This window comes from Allobosea sp. RCC_152_1 (assembly GCF_041360765.1).
GTDB lineage: Bacteria > Pseudomonadota > Alphaproteobacteria > Rhizobiales > Beijerinckiaceae > Allobosea > Allobosea spartocytisi.
Genome location: NZ_JBFUPU010000005.1, coordinates 176,141 through 193,781, shown reverse-complemented (window position 1 = coordinate 193,781; position 17,641 = coordinate 176,141). Strand labels below are relative to the sequence as shown.

Sequence of the window (17,641 nt, the reverse complement as noted above, 5' to 3'; positions counted from 1 at the left end):
TATCCGGAACAGAAAAGGCCGCGCGAGCGGCCTTTTTCATACGTAGCTGATGAATTCGAGCAGCGAACCGTCCGGGTCGCGGAAATAGACGCTGGTGCCGCGACCGCCACGGCCGAAGCGCTGGACAGGCCCGAGCTCGATCGCGACCTCCTGCCGTTCGAGATGGGCGATCGCCTCCGCGATCGGTCCCGGCCAGGCGAAGCAGAGATCGCTGCCGCCGGGCGGGACGGGCAGCCTCGCGACGGGCGTGGGCTGCAGCCCGGGGCCGTGGCAATTGAGCTGGGCGCGGCCGATGCGATAGACGAAGCCGTCGCCGTTCGGCACGATCTCGGCGCCGATCACGTCGCGATAGAAGGCATTCGAGCGCTCCCAGTCGGAGACGTGGATGACGCAGTGGTCGAGTTCGACGAGGCTCATCTCGCTTCTCCCCGGGAAACCATGGGCACGGCGAAGGCGGCGAAAGCGGCGGCCACCCGCGCATAGACCGCTCGCTTGAACGGCACGACGAGCTCCGGCATCTCCGCGAGCGGGCGCCAGCGCCAGGCGCCGAACTCCGGCGGCTCGTCGCCGTTGGGCTTGCCGATGTCGATCTCGCGCTCGTCGCCCGTGAAGCGGAAGGCGACCCAGCGCTGGCGCTGGCCGCGAAAGGCCGCCAGCTTGTGCGGCGGCCCGTCATAGGGCGGGAAGTCGTAGCTCCACCACTCCTCCGTCGCCGCCAAGAGTTCCGCGCCGGCGATGCCGGTTTCCTCCGCCAGCTCGCGCCGGGCGGCCGCGACGATCTCCTCGTCGGGATCGATGCCGCCCTGCGGCATCTGCCAGTCCCGGCCGGGCAGGATGATCTCGGGGCCGGCGCTGTGGGCCTTCCCGGTGAAGACCAGCCCTTCGGCGTTGAACAGGGCGATGCCGACATTGGGGCGGTAGGGGAGGGCTGCGTCCGTCATTCGCCTTGGCTCGTCATGGTCGGGCTTGACCCGGCCATCTCGGAAACCAGTGTTCTCGGCATGAGATGCTCGGGTCAAGCCCGAGCATGACGGCGCGGGAGGCGCCTACTCATTCCCCCATCGCGATCAGGCTGGCATTGCCGCCGGCGGCGGCCGTGTTGATCGTCACGGTCTGCTCGGTGGCGAAGCGCATCAGATAGTGCGGGCCGCCGGCCTTGGGGCCGGTGCCGGACAGGCCATGGCCGCCGAAGGGCTGCACGCCGACGACCGCGCCGATGATGTTGCGGTTGACGTAGATATTGCCGGCAGAGAGCCGCTCGATGACGCGCTCGACCGTCGTCTCGATGCGCGAGTGGACGCCCAGCGTCAGGCCGTAGCCGGTCGCGTCGATCTCGGCGATGACCTTGTCGAGCTCGCCCGCCTTCCAGCGCACGACATGCAGGATCGGGCCGAAATGCTCGGCGGTGAGGTCGCTGACCCGGTCGAGCCTGACGATATGCGGCGCGACATAGGTGCCGCCGAGCTCGGGCGCCTGCCCGGCCCAGGCGACGCGACCCTGCTGGCGCATGGCGGCGAGATGGGCGTCGAGGCGCTGCCTGGCGGCGGCGTCGATGACCGGGCCGATATGGATGTCGAGCTTGCGGGGATCGCCGAGCTTCAGCTCTTTGGTCGCACCTTCGATCATCTCGATCATCTTGTCGGCAACGTCGTCCTGCACCACCAGCAGGCGCAGCGCCGAGCAGCGCTGCCCGGCCGAACGGAAGGCTGACATCACCACGTCGTCGCTGACCTGTTCGGGCAGGGCGGTGGCGTCGACGATCATGGCGTTGAGGCCGCCGGTCTCGGCGATCAGCGGTACGATCGGGCCGTCCTTGGCGGCGAGCGTCCGGTTGATCCCGCGCGCGGTCGCGGTCGAGCCGGTGAAGGCGACGCCGGCCACGTCCTTGTGCGCGACCAGGGCCGAGCCGGCCTCCGTGCCGCCTGGCACGAGATGCAGCGCGCTGACGGGCACGCCGGCCTCGTGCAGCATCCTGATCGCCACGGCCGCGATCAAAGGCGTCTGCGGGGCAGGCTTGGCGACGACGCTGTTGCCGGCGACGAGCGCGGCCACGACCTGCCCGGCGAAGATCGCGAGCGGGAAGTTCCAGGGCGCGATGCAGACGAAGGCGCCGCGCCCGCGCAGGACGAGCCGGTTCTCCTCGCCGGTCGGGCCGGGAAGCGCGGTCGGCGTGGCGAAATGCTCCTCGGCCTGCGCCGCATAGTAGCGGCAGAAATCGACGGCCTCGCGCACCTCGGAAATGGCGTCGTCGATGGTTTTGCCGGCTTCGCCTTGCAGAAGCGCGATCAGGAGCCCGCGTCGGGCCTCCATGATGTCGGCGGCCTTGCGCAGCGCCGCGGCGCGAATGCGGGCCGGCGTCTCGTTCCAGGCACGGAAGCCCTTCACTGCCGCGGCCATGGCGCGCTCGGCGGTCGCGGCATCGGCCTCGATCACCTTGCCGATCGGCGTGCCGTCGATGGGCGAGCGCACCTCGCGGGCCGTGCCGGGCTGCGGCTTGCCGTCGATGATCGGCGCGGCATCGGGGAATTGGCCGGCCGCCGCGATCTCCTTCAGCAGACCGTCGAGGCTTTCCTCATGGCCGAGCTCGGTGCCGGCCGAGTTCTTGCGCGAGGGGCCGTAGAGATCGGCCGGGAGCGGGATGCGGCGGTGGCGGGCGGCGCTGGCCGAGCCGATGATCTCGGCCGGCGCCAGCAGGAGCTGCGAGACCGGAACCTCGGGGTCGCCGGAGGCGCTGACGAAGGAGGAGTTGGCGCCGTTCTCGAGCAGGCGGCGGACGAGATAGGCGAGCAGGTCCTGATGGCCGCCGACCGGCGCATAGGTCCGGCAGGCATAGCCTTCGTTCTCGCGCAGCAGCTTCTCGTAGAGGGCCTCGCCCATGCCGTGCAGGCGCTGGAATTCGAAGCCCTCGGCATTCCCCGCCATCTCGGCGACGGTCGCGACGGTGAGCGCGTTATGCGTCGCGAATTGCGGGATGATGCGCGGCCTAAGCTTCAGGAGCTGGGCCGCGCAGGCTTCGTAATTCAGGTCCGTCATCGCCTTGCGGGTGAAGACGGGATAGTCGGGCAGGCCGCGCTCCTGGGCGCGCTTGAGCTCGGTGTCCCAATAGGCGCCCTTGACCAGCCGCACCATCATGCGCCGGCTGTGGGTTTCGGCGAGGCGGCCGATATGGTCGATCACCGCCGAGGCGCGCTTCTGATAGGCCTGGATGGCAAGGCCGAAGCCGTCCCAGCCGTCGAGCGAGGCATCGGCGAAGACGGCGTCGATCACGTCGAGCGAGAGCTCCAGCCGGTCGGCCTCCTCGGCATCGACGGTGAAGTTGAGGTCGTAGCCCTTGGCCTGACGGGCGAGCGCGACGACCTTCGGCACGAGCTCCGACAGCACGCGCTCATGGTTCGTCGCGTCATAGCGCGGATGCAGCGCCGAGAGCTTGACCGAGATGCCGGGGCGGTTGGGCAGCCTGTCGTTGCCGGCGGAGCGGCCGATGGCGTCGATCGCGGCGGTGTAGGAGGCGAAATAGCGGTCGGCGTCGGCTTGCGTGCGTGCGCCTTCGCCCAGCATGTCGAAGGAATAGCGATAAAGCTTGCCGGTGCCGGAGCGGGCGCGCTTCAGCGCCTCCTCGATGGTCTGGCCGAGGACGAAATGGTTGCCCATGACGCGCATCGCCTGGCGCGTCGCGGTGCGAACCGTCGGCACGCCCAGGCGCTTGGCGAGGCTGCTGACGATGCCCGTCGGCGTTTCGCCGGGCTGGATGACGCGCGCGGTGATGCCGAGCGCCCAGGCCGAGGCCGAGACCAGGAAGGCGTCCGATTTCGCTTCGTGATGGGCGAAATCGCCCTGGCCGAGCTTGTCCTCGATCAGCCGGTCGGCGGTAGCGGCGTCAGGCACGCGCAGCAGCGCCTCCGCCAGCACCATCAGCGCGAGGCCCTCCTTGGTCGAGAGCGAATATTCGCGCAGCAATTCCTCGATGCCGCCCAGGCCTACCTTGCGGCTGCGGATCGCCTCGATCAGCCCGGTGGCGCGGGCGTCGATCCGGGCCTTGGCCGCAGGGTCGCGGCGGGCGCCTGCGAGCAGCCGGCCGGCCATTGCGCCGTCATCCTCGGCATAAGGCGCGCGGAAAGGCGGGACGGTCGAGATGGCCATAAGGGGCTCCGAAGGCGGGCTGGAATATCTGAAGGATGATGAGAGATCGGCCGCATATCAATTGGCATTTCAGGTAAATTTGCCTTATGAAACTTCATAGAAGACGAATTTTACAGAGATTTATCATGCTGGACCGGACGGACCGCCGCATCCTCTCGCTTCTGCAGGGCGACGGCCGGATCGCCGGCGTCGAGCTCGCCGAAAAGGTCGGGCTTTCTCCCACGGCCACGGGCGAGCGGCTGAAACGCCTGACGCGGGACGGTTTCATCACCGGCTATCGCGCGACGCTCGATCCGACGCGGCTCGGCCTGAACCTGCTCGTCTTCGTCGAGGTCTATCTCGACAAGACGACGCCCGATGCCTTCGAGCGCTTCGCCGCGGCGGTGAAGCGGGCGCCGGAAGTGCTGGAATGCCATATGGTGGCGGGCGGTTTCGATTATCTCGTGAAGACGCGCGTGGCCGATATGAATGCCTATCGCCGCTTCCTCGGTGAGGTGCTGCTCGCCCTGCCGGCGGTGCGCGAGACGCGCACCTATGCCGTGATGGAAGAGGTCAAGACCGATGGCGCGCTGCCATTGTGACCGCCCGACGCAATCGCGTGACGATGTTGACGTGATTTCAACGTGTTGTGATCTCAAACTGCTCCGGTAGGCGATCGACGGCCGGCCGTTCCGGCCAGAATGCTTCCGAGGTTCCCATGGCGCCCCTGCCGCCCCGTGCTTCCGTTCTGCTCTCGCGCCGCGCTTTCGTGGCGGGAGCCGCCGCCTGCGGCTTCGGGGCGAGACCGGTCTCGGCCGAGACGGTGACGCCGATCCGGATGCTGCTGAGCTGGCGCCTCGAAGGGCTCGCGGGGCTGTTCCTCGCCGCGCAGGAGAAGGGCTATTTCCGTGCGGAAGGGCTCGATGTCAGCTTCGAGGCGGGAAGTGGGGCGCGGCAAACCCCGGCGCGCGTGGCGGCCGGCGAGTTCGATGCCGCCTGCGGCGACGTCAATGCGTTGATGCGCTTCCGGGATGCGAATGCCGGCCAGGATCTCAAGGCGGTGATGATGATCCATGATCGCCCGCCTTTCGCCGTCATCGGCCGCCGCAGCCGCGGCATCTCGGCCGAGCCGGCGAGCCTCGAAGACAAGAAGCTCGGCGCACCGGCGGCGGATGCCGCCTTCGCGCAATGGCCGCTCTTCAAGGTCCTCACCCGGATCGACGACAGCCGGATCCGGCTGGAAAATATCGGCTTCCCCGTCAGGGAGCCGATGCTGGCTTCCGGGGAGGTCGACGCCGCCTTCGGCTTCGGTCCCTATTCCTTTGCCGGCCTGAAGGCGCGCGGGGTGCCGGCCGACGACATCGTCGTGATGACGATGGCCGATCACGGGGTCCTGCTCTACGGCAATGCGATCATGGTTTCGCCCAAGCTCGCGACCGACAAGCCGGAGGCCGTGCGCGGGCTCCTGCGGGCGCTGGTTCGCGGTGTCCGGGATGTGGCTGCGAATCCCGACCTCGGCGTGCAGGCGATCATGCGTCGCAATGAGAATGCGCAAGCCGAGGTCGAGCGCGAGCGGCTGACGCTGGCGCTCGCGCAGAACGTGCTGACGCCCTCTGTGAGGGAACACGGGCTCGGCGGCATCGACCGGGTGCGCTGGGCGGCGGCGCTGGAGCAGAGCGCGCAGGCCCAGCCCTTCCGCGACAAGGCCCGCGCGGGCGATGCCTTCACCGACGCCTTTCTGCCGGCGAAGGACGAGCGCCTGTTCTGAGCGCCGCGCCTGGCGCAAGGCGGCCTGTCCCATGAGAGGGTGACAGGGCGGGGCGGGCTGCCTATCGTGCCGCGCCTTTTTCCACCGGATCCCGGTTCTTTGCACCTGCCCGACCTGCCCGATTACACCCAGCTGCGTTCCGCTTTCCGCTGGCGCATCCCCGAGCGCTACAACATCGCCGCCGATGTCTGCGACCGCTGGGCCATGGCCGAGCCGGAGCGGCCGGCGATCATCGAGGTGTCGGGCGACTGGCAGGTCGAGCCGGTCAGCTTCGGCTGGTTCCGGGAATATTCCAACCGGCTCGCCAATGCCTTGCGGGCGCGTGGCGTCGCGCGCGGCGACCGCATCGCGATCCTGCTGCCGCAGGGGCGGGCGGTGCTCGCCGCCCATCTCGCGGCCTACAAGCTCGGCGCCATCGCGGTGCCGCTGGCGGCGCTGTTCGGCGTCGATGCGCTGACCTACCGCCTGGCCGATTCCGGCGCGAAGGTCGTCGTGACGAACGCGCCGGGGCTGGCGAAGCTGCGCCGGATCGAGGAGCCCTTGCCCGGGCTCGCGCTGGTCATCTCGACCGATGGCCGCGATGGCGAGGCCGAGGATTGGGAGGCGCTGCTGGCCGGGGCGAGCCCGGATTTCACGCCGGTCGACACCACGCCCGACGATCCGGCGCTGATGATCTACACCTCCGGCACCACCGGCAATCCGAAGGGCGCGCTGCACGGCCACCGCGTGCTGCCGGGCCATCTGCCGGGCGTGCAGATGCCGCATGAGTTCATGCCCCGGCCGGGCGATCTCGCCTGGACGCCGGCCGACTGGGCCTGGGCCGGCGGCCTGCTCAACATGCTGCTGCCGGCGCTGCATTTCGGCGTCGCGGTGGTGGCGCGGCCGGTGACGCGCTTCGAGCCGGACGAAGCCTACCGGCTGATGCAGGATTTGCGGATCCGCAACGCCTTCGTGCCGCCGACGGCGCTCCGGATGCTGCGCGGCGCCGGCAGCCCGCGCGGCCGTTTCACGCTGAACCTCAGAAGTGTCGCTGCCGCCGGCGAGGCGCTGGGCGCCGAGACGCTGGAATGGGGGCGCGAGGCGCTCGGCCTCACCATCAACGAGGCCTATGGCCAGACCGAATGCAATCTCGTGCTCGCGTCGAGCGCCGCGATCGGCGTCAGCCGGCCGGGCGCGATCGGCAAGGCGGTGCCGGGACATGAGGTCGCGATCATCCGGCCGGACGGCTCGGTCTGCGCAGCCGGCGAGGAGGGACAGATCGCGGTCAGGCGCCCCGATCCGGTGATGTTCCTCGGCTACTGGAACAATCCCGCGGCCACGGCGGCGAAGTTCATCGGCGACTGGATGACGACCGGCGACGAGGGCGTTGAGGACGAGGACGGCTATGTCCGCTTCATCGGCCGCGACGACGACGTCATCACCTCCTCGGGCTATCGCATCGGGCCGGGCGAAATCGAGGACTGCCTGCTGCGGCACCCGGCGGTGGCGCTGGCGGCGGCCGTGGGCAAGCCCGATCCGCTGCGCACGGAGATCGTCAAGGCCTTCGTCGTGCTGAAGCCGGGTTATGCCGGCTCGCCGGCGCTGGTGTCCGAATTACAGGATTTCGTCAGGGCGCGGCTCTCGGCGCATGAATATCCGCGCGAGATCGCCTTTCGCGAGGAACTGCCGCTGACGACGACCGGCAAGATCATCCGCAGGCTGCTGCGGGCGGAAGGGTAGGCAGGAGGCAGCCCTCATCCTGAGGAGCCGCGTAGCGGCGCTCCTCAGGATGAGGGCTCGAACTGTCAAAACACTCTGAGAAGCGCTTTCAAGCCGGTTGAGCGGTGCTCTCGCGGGCCTGCTGGCCGAGGAACGCGGCCCAGAGCCGCTGCACCGTCTCTTCCTCGATGTCCTTGACGATCAGGACGAGGCGGGAGCGGTGGTCGCCGTCCGGCCAGGCATCGAGCCGGATCGGCGGATGCAGGATCTGCTGGACGGCATGGACCAGCAGCGGCCGTTCCGGCTGGTCGGCAAGCCGGACGAGGCCCTTCAGCCGGAGCAGGCGCGGCCCGTGGATCGAGCGCAGCAGCGTCCAGAACAGCTCGAAGGTCTGCTGTGCCACCGGCTGCTCGGCCGTCAGCGCGAAGGCCCGGATCGAGGCGTCGTGGCGATTGACGTCGTGCGGGTGCTGATCGTGGTGCTCATGGCCGTGGTGGTGGTCGTGCCCATGGCCATGATCATGGTGATGATGGCCGTGGTCGTGGTGCCCCGGTAGCGCGTCCGCCGCCAGCCAGTGCCGCAGAGCTTCCGGTCGCCTGGCGAGATCGTAAAGGCCGGCGCCGAGCAGCGTCGAGGCCGGAGCATCGGGCGGCAGGATCTCGATGCCGGGATTGAGCGCGGCGAGGCGCGCGCGCAGCGCCGCGACATCCTCGGGCGTGGCGAGGTCGGTTTTGGTCAGGACGAGCCGGTCGGCCGCGACGACCTGCCGGCGCGCCTCCTCATGGGCGTCGAGTGTCGCCATGCCGTTGACCGCATCGACCAGCGTGACGACGCCGTCGAGCTGGAAGCGCAGAGCGAGATAGGGGTGGTTGATCAGCACGTTGAGGATCGGCGCGGGGTCGGCGAGGCCGGTCGTCTCGATGACGAGGCGGGAGAAGGCTCCGATACGGCCGTTGTCGCGGCGGCGCAGCAGATCTTCCAGCGTGACGATGAGGTCGTCGCGGATGGTGCAGCAGAGGCAGCCGGATTCCAGCAGGATCATGTTCTCGGCGACGCCCTCGACCATCAGATGGTCGAGCCCGACCTCGCCGAACTCGTTGACGAGCACGACGGTGTCGGCCAGTGCCGGATCCTTCAGCAGGCGGTTGAGCAGGGTCGTCTTGCCGGCGCCGAGGAAGCCCGTGAGCAGGGTCAGCGGAACGGGAACGGGGCGGGCTGGATCGCCGGTCATCACACTCTGAAAGCCTCAGGCCGGCACGGGGCGCCGCCTCGATTGTTCTAGTATTACATTAGTGACCAGCGCCGCGATGACAAGGGCGCCGCCGGCATATTGCAGAGACCCCAGCCGCTCGCCGAGGACGACGGCGGCGATCGCGACGGCGATGATCGGCTCGGCGCAGTAGGCGAGGCCGGCGGGGCCCGGCGCGATCCGGGCCAGCGCCAGGATCTGCAGGACGAAGCCGACCAGATAGCCGCCATAGGTCACGGCAAGCGCGATCGGCGCGAGCAGGAAGGCCTGCGGCGGCAGGAAGCCGCCGGTCAGCGCGAGGATCAGCAGCGTTACCGGCAGGATGACGACATGCGACCAGAACAGCTTCGGCATGGTGGCGATCGATGCGCAGCTCGCAGCGGCGAAGAATTGGGCGGCCGCCGCGAGGCTGGCGAGCCCGGCCAGCGCCAGCCCGCGCGGATCGAGGCCATGCAGGTCCGGCCCCACCACCAGCGCGATCCCGATGAAGGCGACGAGCGCCACGACGAGCCTGTCGGCCCGGAACGGCGCCCGGGTCAGGAGCGGCTCGAGCAGAACGATGAGCACCGGATAGGTGTAGAAGATCACCGCCGCGACCGAGACCGGGACGAAGGACACCGATGAGAGATAGGCAGTGCCGACGAGGGCGGTGGCGATGCCGAAGCGCAGCACGGGCAGGCGCTGGCCGCGAAGCAGGCCGAGCGAGGCGCGGGCGAGCAGGGCCGCCGCGCCGACCAGCACGAGCATGATCAGGACGCGGTAGAAGACCAGCAGCGGACCGCCGAGGCCGGCAGCCCCCGCGATCTGGGCGCTGACGATATTGGTGCCGAAGGCGGCGGCCGACGCGAAGGCGAGCAGCAGCCCCTGGCCTTCGCTGGTGCGCCCCCCGCTCAATCAGGCCCCCGACCGTTTCAGGCGTCGTCGCCGATCTTGGCCTTGGCTTTCGCCGCGGGCTTGGGCTTGACGGCAGCCTCGGCGGGCTTCGGCTTCACCGGTGGAACCTTGATGGCCTTCGTCGGCTGCGCCTTGGCGGGCTGTGGCTTGGCCGCCTGGGAATTGGCGGCCCGCGCGGCCGGCTTGATCCCGGCCGCGGAACCGGGGCGCAGGCTCGCCGCCGTCGCCTTGTTGCCGGCCTGGACCGCTCCCTGCAGGCGCAGCGGCCCGGATTCGAAGGCGTCGCTGGAGGGCTGGACCGGCGCGCCGGCCGGGGCGAAGGCGTTGGTGCCGCGCGGGATCGCGCCATTGGCGGAGGCCGTGCGCGGCACGGCGCCGCCGACGAGGCCGGCGGCGACGGGCGCGCCCGGCTCGATGGTCGGCGTCGCGCCGCGGGCGACGCGCGAATCGGGCTGCGAGGTCACATTGGCGGCGAGCGGTGCTGAGGCCGAGCCCGCGGTGCGGCCGAAGGAGACCTGAACCGGCATGGTCTCGGAGCGCGGACCAAGGACGACGCGGCCGCGCGGGGAGCGCGTCGCGACGGGGCCGGCCGACTGCGTCGCGAAGGTGGCGAAGCGACCGCCATCGGAATCATTGCCGCCGGTCGGCGCGAAGCCGCCGATCGGCCCGCTGGAATCGGCATCATCAGCCAGCGCCACGCCGCCGCCGCGACGGCGGATCTCGTCGCAGACATTCGGGGCGCGCGTGCCGCTCGGCGGCATCGAGGCGAGGTTGGTGCCGGTGCCACCCCAGCGGCTGAAGCCTTCGTCGAGGAGCTGCGCGGCCTTGACCGTGCGCTCCGTGCCGGACGCCGAGCCGAGCACGACGGCGATGAGGGTGCGTCCGCCGCGGCTCGCGGTCGCGACGACGTTGAAGCCCGAGGCGCAGGTGAAGCCGGTCTTCATGCCGCCGATGCCGGCATAGCGCCCGACCAGGCCGTTGGTGTTGTGCATGACCTGCTTGCCGAGCTGGACGGCGGAGGTGCTCCAATAGGCGGAGTATTCCGGGAAGTCGCGCATCAGCGCCATGGCGAGCACGGCGAGGTCATGCGCGCTGGTCTGCTGGTCGGGATTGTCCCAGCCATTCGGATTCATGAAGCGGGTGTCGCGCATGCCGAGGCGCTGGGCCTCGGCATTCATCATGCCCACGAAGTCCGGCACGTTGCCGCCGACGCCCTCGGCTACGACATAGGCGATGTCGTTGGCCGATTTGACCATCATGATCCTGAGCGCGTTGTCGAGCGTGATCTCCTGGCCGGCGCGGATATAGACCTTCACGCGGGGCTGGCTGGCGGCGAGCTTCGAGGCCGGGATCGCGGTCTCCAGGCCGATGCGGCCGTCGCGGACCGCCTTCAGCGCCAGATAGATCGTCATGATCTTGGCGGTCGAGGCCGGGCGCCAGGCCTGGGTCGCGTTCTCGGCGGACAGGACCTCGCCGCTCGAGGCGTCGACGACGAGGCTCGCTCCGGCAAGAGCGGGTGCCGTGAAGGCGAGACCAAGGGCAAGGGTGACGGTGAGGCGGGATGCGATCATCGGCGGGTCTTGAACCTGTCTTGTCGTGAACGAAGCTTGGCAGCGCGAAGGCGCTGGGTTCAACGCGACGCATGCGGCATTTTCGAGACGACGGGCGCAAATCTCCGCCCAGGAACTCATAGCTGCATGCATACCTACCCCCAGCGCAGCGATTTGCCTAGCCGCCACGGCCGGTCCAGAAGCGATAGCGCATCATGCTTTCGCGGGGCTCATCGGCGTGGCTTTCGGCTTTCTCTGGATTCCGGCGACGATCCTCGCCTCGCTGCTGCAGACGGCGCGCAACCTGGCGCAGCGCTCGCTGACCGACGTCATCGGCGTGGTCGGGGCGACGCAGGTGCGCTTCCTGTTCGGCCTGCCCTTCGCGATGGTCTTCCTCGCCGCCGCCTGCATCGGGCTGCGGACGCTGCCGCCCTCGATCGGACCAGCCTCGCTCGGCTACACCGCCTGGGGCGCGCTGATGCAGATCGCGGCGACCGCGCTGATGCTGGCGGCGATGCGCGAGCGCTCCTTCGCCGTGACCACCGCCTACACCAAGACCGAGCCGGTGCAGGTCGCGATCTTCGGCGCGCTGTTGCTCGGCGATGCGCTCAGCCCGCTCAAATTCCTCGCCATCGCGATCGCAACCGCCGGCGTCATCGTCGTCTCCTGGAAGCCGGGGGAGAGGCTGACCCGCGCCGGCTTACGGCCGGCCGTGCTCGGCGTCGTCTCTGGCGCCTGCTTCGCGCTTTCGGCGATCGGCTTCCGCGGCGGCATCCAGACCCTGCCGGAGGGCAATTTCCTGATCCGCGCCTCGACCATCCTGGTGCTAGGGCTGGCCATGCAGACCGCGCTGCTGACATTCTACATGCTGGTCGCGAACCGCCCGGCGCTGTGGCTCAGCCTGCGCAACTGGCGCCGCTCGCTCTCGGCCGGTTTCCTCGGCGCCGCCGCCTCGCAATTCTGGTTCATCGGCTTCTCGCTGACGAGCGCCGCCAATGTCCGCACGCTCGGCCTGATCGAGGTGCCGCTGGCGCAGATCGCCTCGCGCCGCCTGTTCGCGGAGGGAACGAGCCGGCGCGAGATCCTCGGCATGGCGATGATCGTCGGCGGCGTCGGGTTGCTGCTTTTGATCTCGTTGCAGTGAGGCCGAGGGGCGGCTAGTGCTGAAGCGAAGGGCCGTCAGCCGATCCGCGCACGCCGAGCATGCGCGGATACCGGCTTGCGGGATCGACAAGCGCTGCCAAGATAACGTGTAGCTGCACATTAAGGGAGATTCGCCATGAGCGCTGCGATCGTCGGCTGGGCCCATACGCCGTTCGGCAAGCAGGATGCCGAAACCGTCGAAAGCCTGATCGTGCGCGTCGCGACCGACGCGCTGGTCGATGCCGGCATCACCGCCGACCAGGTCGACGAGATCGTGCTCGGCCATTACAACGCCGGCTTCTCGGCCCAGGACTTCACCGCCTCGCTGGTGCTGCAGGCCGATCCGGCGCTGCGCTTCAAGCCGACGACCCGCGTCGAGAATGCCTGCGCCACCGGCTCGGCCGCGGTCCATCAGGGCGTGCGGGCGATCAGGGCCAAGGATGCCAAGATCGTGCTCGTCGTCGGCGTCGAGCAGATGACCAAGACGCCCTCGGCCGAGATCGGCCAGAACCTGCTGAAGGCCTCCTATCTGCCGGAGGATGCCGGCACGCAGGGCGGTTTCGCCGGCGTCTTCGGCAAGATCGCCGCCGGCTATTTCCAGCGCCATGGCGACCAGTCCGACGCGCTCGCCATGATCGCGGCGAAGAACCACAAGAACGGCGTCGAGAACCCCTTCGCGCAGATGCGCAAGGATCTCGGCTACGCTTTCTGCCGCGAGGAGAGCGAGAAGAACCCCTATGTCGCCGGGCCGCTGAAGCGCACCGACTGCTCGCTGGTCTCGGACGGCGCCGCCGCGATCGTGCTGGCCGACGAGGAGACCGCCTTGCAGATGCGCCGCGCCGTCGGCTTCCGCGGCATGGCGCATGTCCAGGATTTCCTGCCGATGTCGAAGCGCGACATCCTGAAATTCGAGGGCGGCGCGCTCGCCTGGAAGAAAGCGCTGGCGGATGCGGGCGTGACGCTGGACGACCTCTCCTTCGTCGAGACGCATGACTGCTTCACCATCGCCGAATTGATCGAATACGAGGCGATGGGGCTGACCAAGGAAGGCGAGGGCGCCCGTGCGATCAAGGAGGGCTGGACGCAGAAGGACGGCAAGCTGCCGGTCAACGTCTCCGGCGGCCTGAAGGCCAAGGGCCATCCGATCGGCGCCACCGGCGTCTCGATGCATGTCCTCTCCGCCATGCAGCTCACCGGCGAGGCGCCGGAGGGCATGCAGCTCAGCGACCCGCGCCTCGGCGGCATCTTCAACATGGGCGGGGCGGCGGTGGCGAACTACGTCTCCGTGCTCGAACGCATCAGGTGACAGGGGCGCCTCGGGCGGGCGAGACCTCCCGGGGCGCGGACTTGCAGACAGGGCCTTTGCCGGAGCGCGGGCCGCCAAGCGAAAGCGACCCTTCGTGACGAGCTTCGTCGTCCTGCTGCTGGCCTATATCCTGAGCCAGTTCTTCCGCGCGTTCCTCGCGGTGATCTCGGGCGACCTGACGCGGGATCTGGGTCTCGACCAGGGCCAGCTCGGGAGCCTACAGGCGGCCTGGCTCGTCGCCTTCGCGCTCACGCAGTTCCCGGTCGGCTATGCGCTCGACCGGATCGGCCCGCGGCGGACGCTGGCGGGATTTCTCCTGGTCGCCTTCGCCGGGACGGTGATCTTCGGCTTGTCGCGCGGCTATCTCTCCGCCCTGGCGGCGCTGGCGCTGATCGGCATCGGTTGCGCCCCCATCCTGATGTCCGGCTTCTACCTGGCTGCGCGCCTCTATTCGCCCCGGCATTTCGCGACGATGTCGTCCTTCCTGATCGGCTTCGGCTGCATCGGCGATCCGTTGAGCGGGGCGCCGCTCGCCTATTTCCTGGCGGCCTATGGCTGGCGCGCGACCGTCTTCGGCCTCTCCGGCATCGTGGCGCTGACGGCCCTGCTGGTGATGTTGCTGCTGAAGGATCCCCCGCCGCTTCCCGGCACGCCGCAACGGCATGTCTCGCTGCTGGATGGGATCCGGCAGATCGTGGTGAAGCGCCCGCTTTGGCTGATCCTCCCCTTCACCTTCGTGAGCTACGGTGTCACGATCTCCATCCGTGGCCTGTGGATCGCGCCCTATCTCCAGAGGGTGCACGGCTTCGATCTCGCTGCCACGAGCTATGCGGCGATGGCGATGGGAGGGGTCATCGCGGCGGGCGCGCTGCTGGTGCTGCCGCTCTATCGCCGGATCGGGGCCAAGCCTACGGTCATCGCCTGCGCGGTGACCGTCGCCCTGGCCTGCTTCGCGCTGGCGCTGTGGGGCGAGGCATCATCCCGCCTTGCCGTCGGCCTGCTTCTCGTCATCGGGCTGTTCGGCGTCACCTATGCCGTGGTGATGGCGCATGCGCGCGCCTTCATGTCGCCTCAGGAGATCGGCCGCGGCGTGACCTTCATGAATTTCGTCTTCATGGGCGGAGCCGGCGTGATGCAATGGGTGTCGGGGCGCCTGGTGAACGCGCTCGACAGGCAGGGCTATGAACCGCAGGCGACCTTCGGCTGGCTTTTCGTCTTCATGGGCGTCGCCCTCGCCGTGGCGCTTGCCCTCTACATGGCATCGCCAGCCGAATCGAAGGCGGCCGCCCCCGCGGGGATGTAACCTCGCCCTTGCCGCGCGGCCGACCGGGTATTACCTTTCGGAACAGGGTATTACGGAGGCGGCGATGGCCACCACAGTCACCAGCAAGGGGCAGGTCACGATCCCCAAAGCGGTGCGGGACAGGCTCGGCATCAAGCCGGGCAACGCCGTCGACTTCCGGGTGGAGCCGGATGGGCGGGTCGTGCTGCTGAAGGCGAAGACTGACATCCCAAAAAGCCGCTTCGAAGCTTTGCGCGGGATCGCAGGGCCGGGTTTGAGCACGGACGAGATCATGGCGATGTCGCGCGGCGAAGACTGAGTGACCTTCGTCGACACCAATATTCTCCTCGACCTCTTCACCGCCGATCGGCAATGGGGCGCTTGGTCTCAGGCGCAGCTCGAACGGTTGGCGGCGGAGGGACCGTTGATCATCAACGATGTCGTCTATGCCGAGGTCTCGATCCGCTTCGAGAGCGTCGAGGAGGTCGATGACGCGATCCGGCGCGCGGGCCTCCTGTTGGAATCGATCTCGCGCCAGGCGCTCTACAACGCCGGCAAGGCCTTCCGCCGTTACCGCGCGGCAGGTGGAGCCCGAACCGGCGTCTTGCCGGATTTCTTCATCGGGGCCCATGCCGAGGCAGCGGGCCTACGGCTTCTGACCCGTGACGCGCGGCGCTACCGAAGCTATTTTCCGTCGGTCGAGCTGATCGCGCCGTAAGTTCGCCCCCGCTGCGCTCAGCCCTCGCCGGGCGCCTTTGCCGCGATGGCGAGCGCGTGGACACGGTCCGCCAGCTCTTCCGACAGCGCCGCGTTGACGAGGCGGTGGCGCTCGAGCCGGCTCTTGCCGATGAAGGCTTCCGACACGATATTCACCCGGAAGTGAGTTTCCCCGCCCTCGCGCCAGCCGCCATGGCCGTGATGCTGGTGCGATTCATCGATCACCTGCAGGCTCTGTGGCGCGAAGGCCGCATCGAGCTTGTGAGTGATCCTTTCAGCTATCGTGGTCATGATCGCGCCACCGTTGCGATGATCTCCTGAGGGTTCGGCGCGTGCATGTTGCGTCGCACTTGCCGGCCCGCCTTCCGCGTTTCATAACCATTCGACGATGAACATCAACTCGCGCCTTTTCGATCGTATCAGGATCGGCCCTTCCGAGGCGGAAGCGGTCGTCGATGGCGATGTGCCGCGCTGCGACCATCCCGGCTGCGCGCGGACCGGCGAGTTCCGCGCGCCCAAGGGGCGCGGGCGCGAGGGCCAGTTCTTCCGCTTCTGCATGGAGCATGTGAAGGAATACAACGCCTCCTACAACTACTTCTCCGGCATGGACGACGCCGCGCTCGCCGCCTACCAGAAGCAGGAGGAGATCGGCCACCGGCCGACCTGGAAGCTCGGCGTGAACTCCAAGGCCGCGCGCATGGCCCAGAAGGGGCGCGTCGCGAATGGCCAGGCGGGGCCCGATACGAGCGACGCCTTCAACCTGTTCGGCGCGCGCCGGGCCCAGCATGCGGCGCGGCAGGAGCCGCGCGTCGGCGTGGTGGCGATGAAGGCGCTGGAGACGCTCGGTCTCGACGACAGCGCCGATTCCGCTGCGATCAAGGCGCGCTACAAGGAGCTGGTGAAGCGCTTCCATCCGGACGCCAATGGCGGCGACCGCTCGCGCGAAGGCACGCTCCAGGACATCCTCAAGGCCTATCAGCAGCTCAAGAGCGTCGGTATGGTCTGAGTGGCCGGGCCGGCTTCGCCCGGCGGGCGAGGCGCAAGGCCGGAGGCGAGATGACGACGGATATGGTGCAGGCGCCGCCCGATGCGGCGCAGCGGCGGGCGAAGCCGCCGGTCGTGGTCTATCCGAACGGCACCCTGCCGCCGCCCGATATGGCGATGCTGGCTGCGGCGCGCACGCGGCTCAGCAAGATCGACGAGATCATCGTGCCGCCGCGCGAGGGCGGCAGCTTCCGCGTGCCGAAGGGACATTTTTTCCGGATCGTCAGCATCGAGGGGCCGCAGGTCGGCGACCTCAATCTCTGGAACGCGGACGACCTGTCGGAGCGCTTCTTCAACGGCAAGACGCGGGCGCTGCATGCGACGCATCTGTCGACAGGCGACCGGCTGTGGAGCTCGCTACCCTATCTGCGCCCGATGGCGACGATCAGCCATGACACGCTCGGCTGGTATGGCTGGGACCAGGACGGCGCCGGCATCCACGACGTCATCGGCACGCGCTGCGACCCCTATACGCATCGCCTGCTCGGCGGGGACGACTACCATCATTGCTGCCACTCCAACCTGTCGCGGGCGCTGGGCGCGGCGACCGGCAAGCCGGCGCGCGAGGTCGAGGGCCATGTCCATGACGTGCTCAACGTCTTCATGTGCACGGGCTTCACCCGCGACACGCATCAGTATTTCATGAAGGCGAGCCCGGTGCGGCCCGGCGATTTCATCGAGTTCTTCGCCGAGATCGATCTGCTCGGGGCGCTGTCCGCCTGCCCCGGCGGCGATTGCGGCGCGACGCATTCGAGCGATGCGGCGGCCTGTCATCCGCTCAAGGTCGAGATTTTCGCGACGGAGCCGGAATTGCTGAAGGGGTGGACGCCGCCGGAGCGGAATCCGTATGGGCGGGGGCACGGGGAGTAGG

The 17,641-nt window shown here is 68.8% G+C and carries 17 protein-coding genes; 10 read left to right on the top strand and 7 right to left on the bottom strand.

Annotated features, from left to right (window positions below; translation table 11 throughout):
* Nucleotides 1–36: 36 nt before the first annotated feature.
* The 3 genes from AB6806_RS18115 to putA form a co-directional block, all read right to left on the bottom strand.
* Complete coding sequence (locus AB6806_RS18115) at nucleotides 37–417, bottom strand: VOC family protein (RefSeq protein WP_142023087.1); 381 nt, start codon at nucleotides 415–417, stop codon at nucleotides 37–39.
* Nucleotides 414–941: an RNA pyrophosphohydrolase gene (locus AB6806_RS18110; RefSeq protein ID WP_142023088.1), complete on the bottom strand. Its 528-nt coding sequence runs from the start codon at nucleotides 939–941 to the stop codon at nucleotides 414–416. The genes AB6806_RS18115 and AB6806_RS18110 overlap by 4 nt, the downstream gene beginning before the upstream one ends.
* Nucleotides 942–1,050: 109 nt before the next feature.
* The gene (putA, locus tag AB6806_RS18105) at nucleotides 1,051–4,140 is read right to left on the bottom strand and encodes a bifunctional proline dehydrogenase/L-glutamate gamma-semialdehyde dehydrogenase PutA (RefSeq protein ID WP_370955082.1); all 3,090 of its coding nucleotides are present in this window, start codon (nucleotides 4,138–4,140) and stop codon (nucleotides 1,051–1,053) included.
* Between the two features lie 122 nt (nucleotides 4,141–4,262).
* Between putA and AB6806_RS18100 the strand changes: the two genes are divergently transcribed.
* The 3 genes from AB6806_RS18100 to AB6806_RS18090 all read left to right on the top strand — a co-directional run bounded on the left by AB6806_RS18100 (nucleotide 4,263) and on the right by AB6806_RS18090 (nucleotide 7,606).
* The gene (locus AB6806_RS18100; protein WP_038363168.1) at nucleotides 4,263–4,721 is read left to right on the top strand and encodes an Lrp/AsnC ligand binding domain-containing protein; all 459 of its coding nucleotides are present in this window, start codon (nucleotides 4,263–4,265) and stop codon (nucleotides 4,719–4,721) included.
* 116 nt (nucleotides 4,722–4,837) lie between these two features.
* Nucleotides 4,838–5,887 (top strand): ABC transporter substrate-binding protein, encoded by a 1,050-nt coding sequence (locus AB6806_RS18095; protein ID WP_142023090.1) that lies wholly within the window; start codon nucleotides 4,838–4,840, stop codon nucleotides 5,885–5,887.
* A gap of 105 nt (nucleotides 5,888–5,992) precedes the next feature.
* The gene (locus AB6806_RS18090; RefSeq protein ID WP_370955209.1) at nucleotides 5,993–7,606 is read left to right on the top strand and encodes an AMP-binding protein; all 1,614 of its coding nucleotides are present in this window, start codon (nucleotides 5,993–5,995) and stop codon (nucleotides 7,604–7,606) included.
* An 88-nt stretch (nucleotides 7,607–7,694) separates the two neighbouring features.
* On the opposite strand, the gene AB6806_RS18085 is transcribed toward AB6806_RS18090, so the two are convergent.
* Genes AB6806_RS18085 through AB6806_RS18075 form a run of 3 tightly spaced genes read right to left on the bottom strand, consistent with a single transcriptional unit; the run spans nucleotide 7,695 to nucleotide 11,299 of the window.
* Nucleotides 7,695–8,816 (bottom strand): CobW family GTP-binding protein, encoded by a 1,122-nt coding sequence (locus AB6806_RS18085; RefSeq protein WP_142023091.1) that lies wholly within the window; start codon nucleotides 8,814–8,816, stop codon nucleotides 7,695–7,697.
* 15 nt (nucleotides 8,817–8,831) lie between these two features.
* A complete protein-coding gene (locus AB6806_RS18080) occupies nucleotides 8,832–9,728 on the bottom strand; it encodes an EamA family transporter (protein ID WP_142023092.1) in 897 nt (298 codons plus the stop codon).
* A gap of 17 nt (nucleotides 9,729–9,745) precedes the next feature.
* Nucleotides 9,746–11,299: a serine hydrolase gene (locus tag AB6806_RS18075; RefSeq protein WP_185748040.1), complete on the bottom strand. Its 1,554-nt coding sequence runs from the start codon at nucleotides 11,297–11,299 to the stop codon at nucleotides 9,746–9,748.
* A gap of 217 nt (nucleotides 11,300–11,516) precedes the next feature.
* Between AB6806_RS18075 and AB6806_RS18070 the strand changes: the two genes are divergently transcribed.
* The 5 genes from AB6806_RS18070 (at nucleotide 11,517) to AB6806_RS18050 (ending at nucleotide 15,727) form a co-directional block, all read left to right on the top strand.
* Nucleotides 11,517–12,422, top strand: a complete 906-nt coding sequence (locus tag AB6806_RS18070) for an EamA family transporter (RefSeq protein WP_370955081.1) — start codon at nucleotides 11,517–11,519, stop codon at nucleotides 12,420–12,422.
* A 135-nt stretch (nucleotides 12,423–12,557) separates the two neighbouring features.
* On the top strand, nucleotides 12,558–13,727 hold the full coding sequence (locus AB6806_RS18065; protein ID WP_370955080.1) for an acetyl-CoA acetyltransferase: 1,170 nt from the start codon (nucleotides 12,558–12,560) through the stop codon (nucleotides 13,725–13,727).
* A 94-nt stretch (nucleotides 13,728–13,821) separates the two neighbouring features.
* Nucleotides 13,822–15,030 (top strand): MFS transporter, encoded by a 1,209-nt coding sequence (locus tag AB6806_RS18060; protein ID WP_142023096.1) that lies wholly within the window; start codon nucleotides 13,822–13,824, stop codon nucleotides 15,028–15,030.
* A gap of 64 nt (nucleotides 15,031–15,094) precedes the next feature.
* On the top strand, nucleotides 15,095–15,328 hold the full coding sequence (locus AB6806_RS18055; RefSeq protein ID WP_142023097.1) for an AbrB/MazE/SpoVT family DNA-binding domain-containing protein: 234 nt from the start codon (nucleotides 15,095–15,097) through the stop codon (nucleotides 15,326–15,328).
* Entirely contained in the window at nucleotides 15,329–15,727 is a 399-nt protein-coding gene (locus AB6806_RS18050; RefSeq protein WP_142023098.1) for a type II toxin-antitoxin system VapC family toxin, read from the top strand.
* 17 nt (nucleotides 15,728–15,744) lie between these two features.
* On the opposite strand, the gene AB6806_RS18045 is transcribed toward AB6806_RS18050, so the two are convergent.
* Nucleotides 15,745–16,017, bottom strand: a complete 273-nt coding sequence (locus tag AB6806_RS18045) for a BolA family protein (protein WP_038363181.1) — start codon at nucleotides 16,015–16,017, stop codon at nucleotides 15,745–15,747.
* Nucleotides 16,018–16,114: 97 nt separating this feature from the next.
* Here AB6806_RS18045 and AB6806_RS18040 point away from each other — a divergent pair, with 97 nt between their 5' ends.
* Together AB6806_RS18040 and AB6806_RS18035 are read left to right on the top strand one after the other, a co-directional pair.
* The gene (locus AB6806_RS18040) at nucleotides 16,115–16,732 is read left to right on the top strand and encodes a J domain-containing protein (RefSeq protein ID WP_038363182.1); all 618 of its coding nucleotides are present in this window, start codon (nucleotides 16,115–16,117) and stop codon (nucleotides 16,730–16,732) included.
* Nucleotides 16,733–16,782: 50 nt separating this feature from the next.
* On the top strand, nucleotides 16,783–17,640 hold the full coding sequence (locus AB6806_RS18035) for an urea carboxylase-associated family protein (protein WP_142023099.1): 858 nt from the start codon (nucleotides 16,783–16,785) through the stop codon (nucleotides 17,638–17,640).
* Nucleotide 17,641 lies beyond the last annotated feature (1 nt).

Bases quoted from the DNA above. Each gene is read 5' to 3' on its own strand.
- AB6806_RS18115 (WP_142023087.1), bottom strand. From the start codon at position 417: ATGAGCCTCGTCGAACTCGACCACTGCGTCATCCACGTCTCCGACTGG.
- AB6806_RS18110 (WP_142023088.1), bottom strand. From the start codon at position 941: ATGACGGACGCAGCCCTCCCCTACCGCCCCAATGTCGGCATCGCCCTG.
- putA (WP_370955082.1), bottom strand. From the start codon at position 4,140: ATGGCCATCTCGACCGTCCCGCCTTTCCGCGCGCCTTATGCCGAGGAT.
- AB6806_RS18095 (WP_142023090.1), top strand. From the start codon at position 4,838: ATGGCGCCCCTGCCGCCCCGTGCTTCCGTTCTGCTCTCGCGCCGCGCT.
- AB6806_RS18085 (WP_142023091.1), bottom strand. From the start codon at position 8,816: ATGACCGGCGATCCAGCCCGCCCCGTTCCCGTTCCGCTGACCCTGCTC.
- AB6806_RS18075 (WP_185748040.1), bottom strand. From the start codon at position 11,299: ATGATCGCATCCCGCCTCACCGTCACCCTTGCCCTTGGTCTCGCCTTC.
- AB6806_RS18065 (WP_370955080.1), top strand. From the start codon at position 12,558: ATGAGCGCTGCGATCGTCGGCTGGGCCCATACGCCGTTCGGCAAGCAG.
- AB6806_RS18055 (WP_142023097.1), top strand. From the start codon at position 15,095: ATGGCCACCACAGTCACCAGCAAGGGGCAGGTCACGATCCCCAAAGCG.
- AB6806_RS18045 (WP_038363181.1), bottom strand. From the start codon at position 16,017: ATGACCACGATAGCTGAAAGGATCACTCACAAGCTCGATGCGGCCTTC.
- AB6806_RS18040 (WP_038363182.1), top strand. From the start codon at position 16,115: ATGAACATCAACTCGCGCCTTTTCGATCGTATCAGGATCGGCCCTTCC.
- AB6806_RS18035 (WP_142023099.1), top strand. From the start codon at position 16,783: ATGACGACGGATATGGTGCAGGCGCCGCCCGATGCGGCGCAGCGGCGG.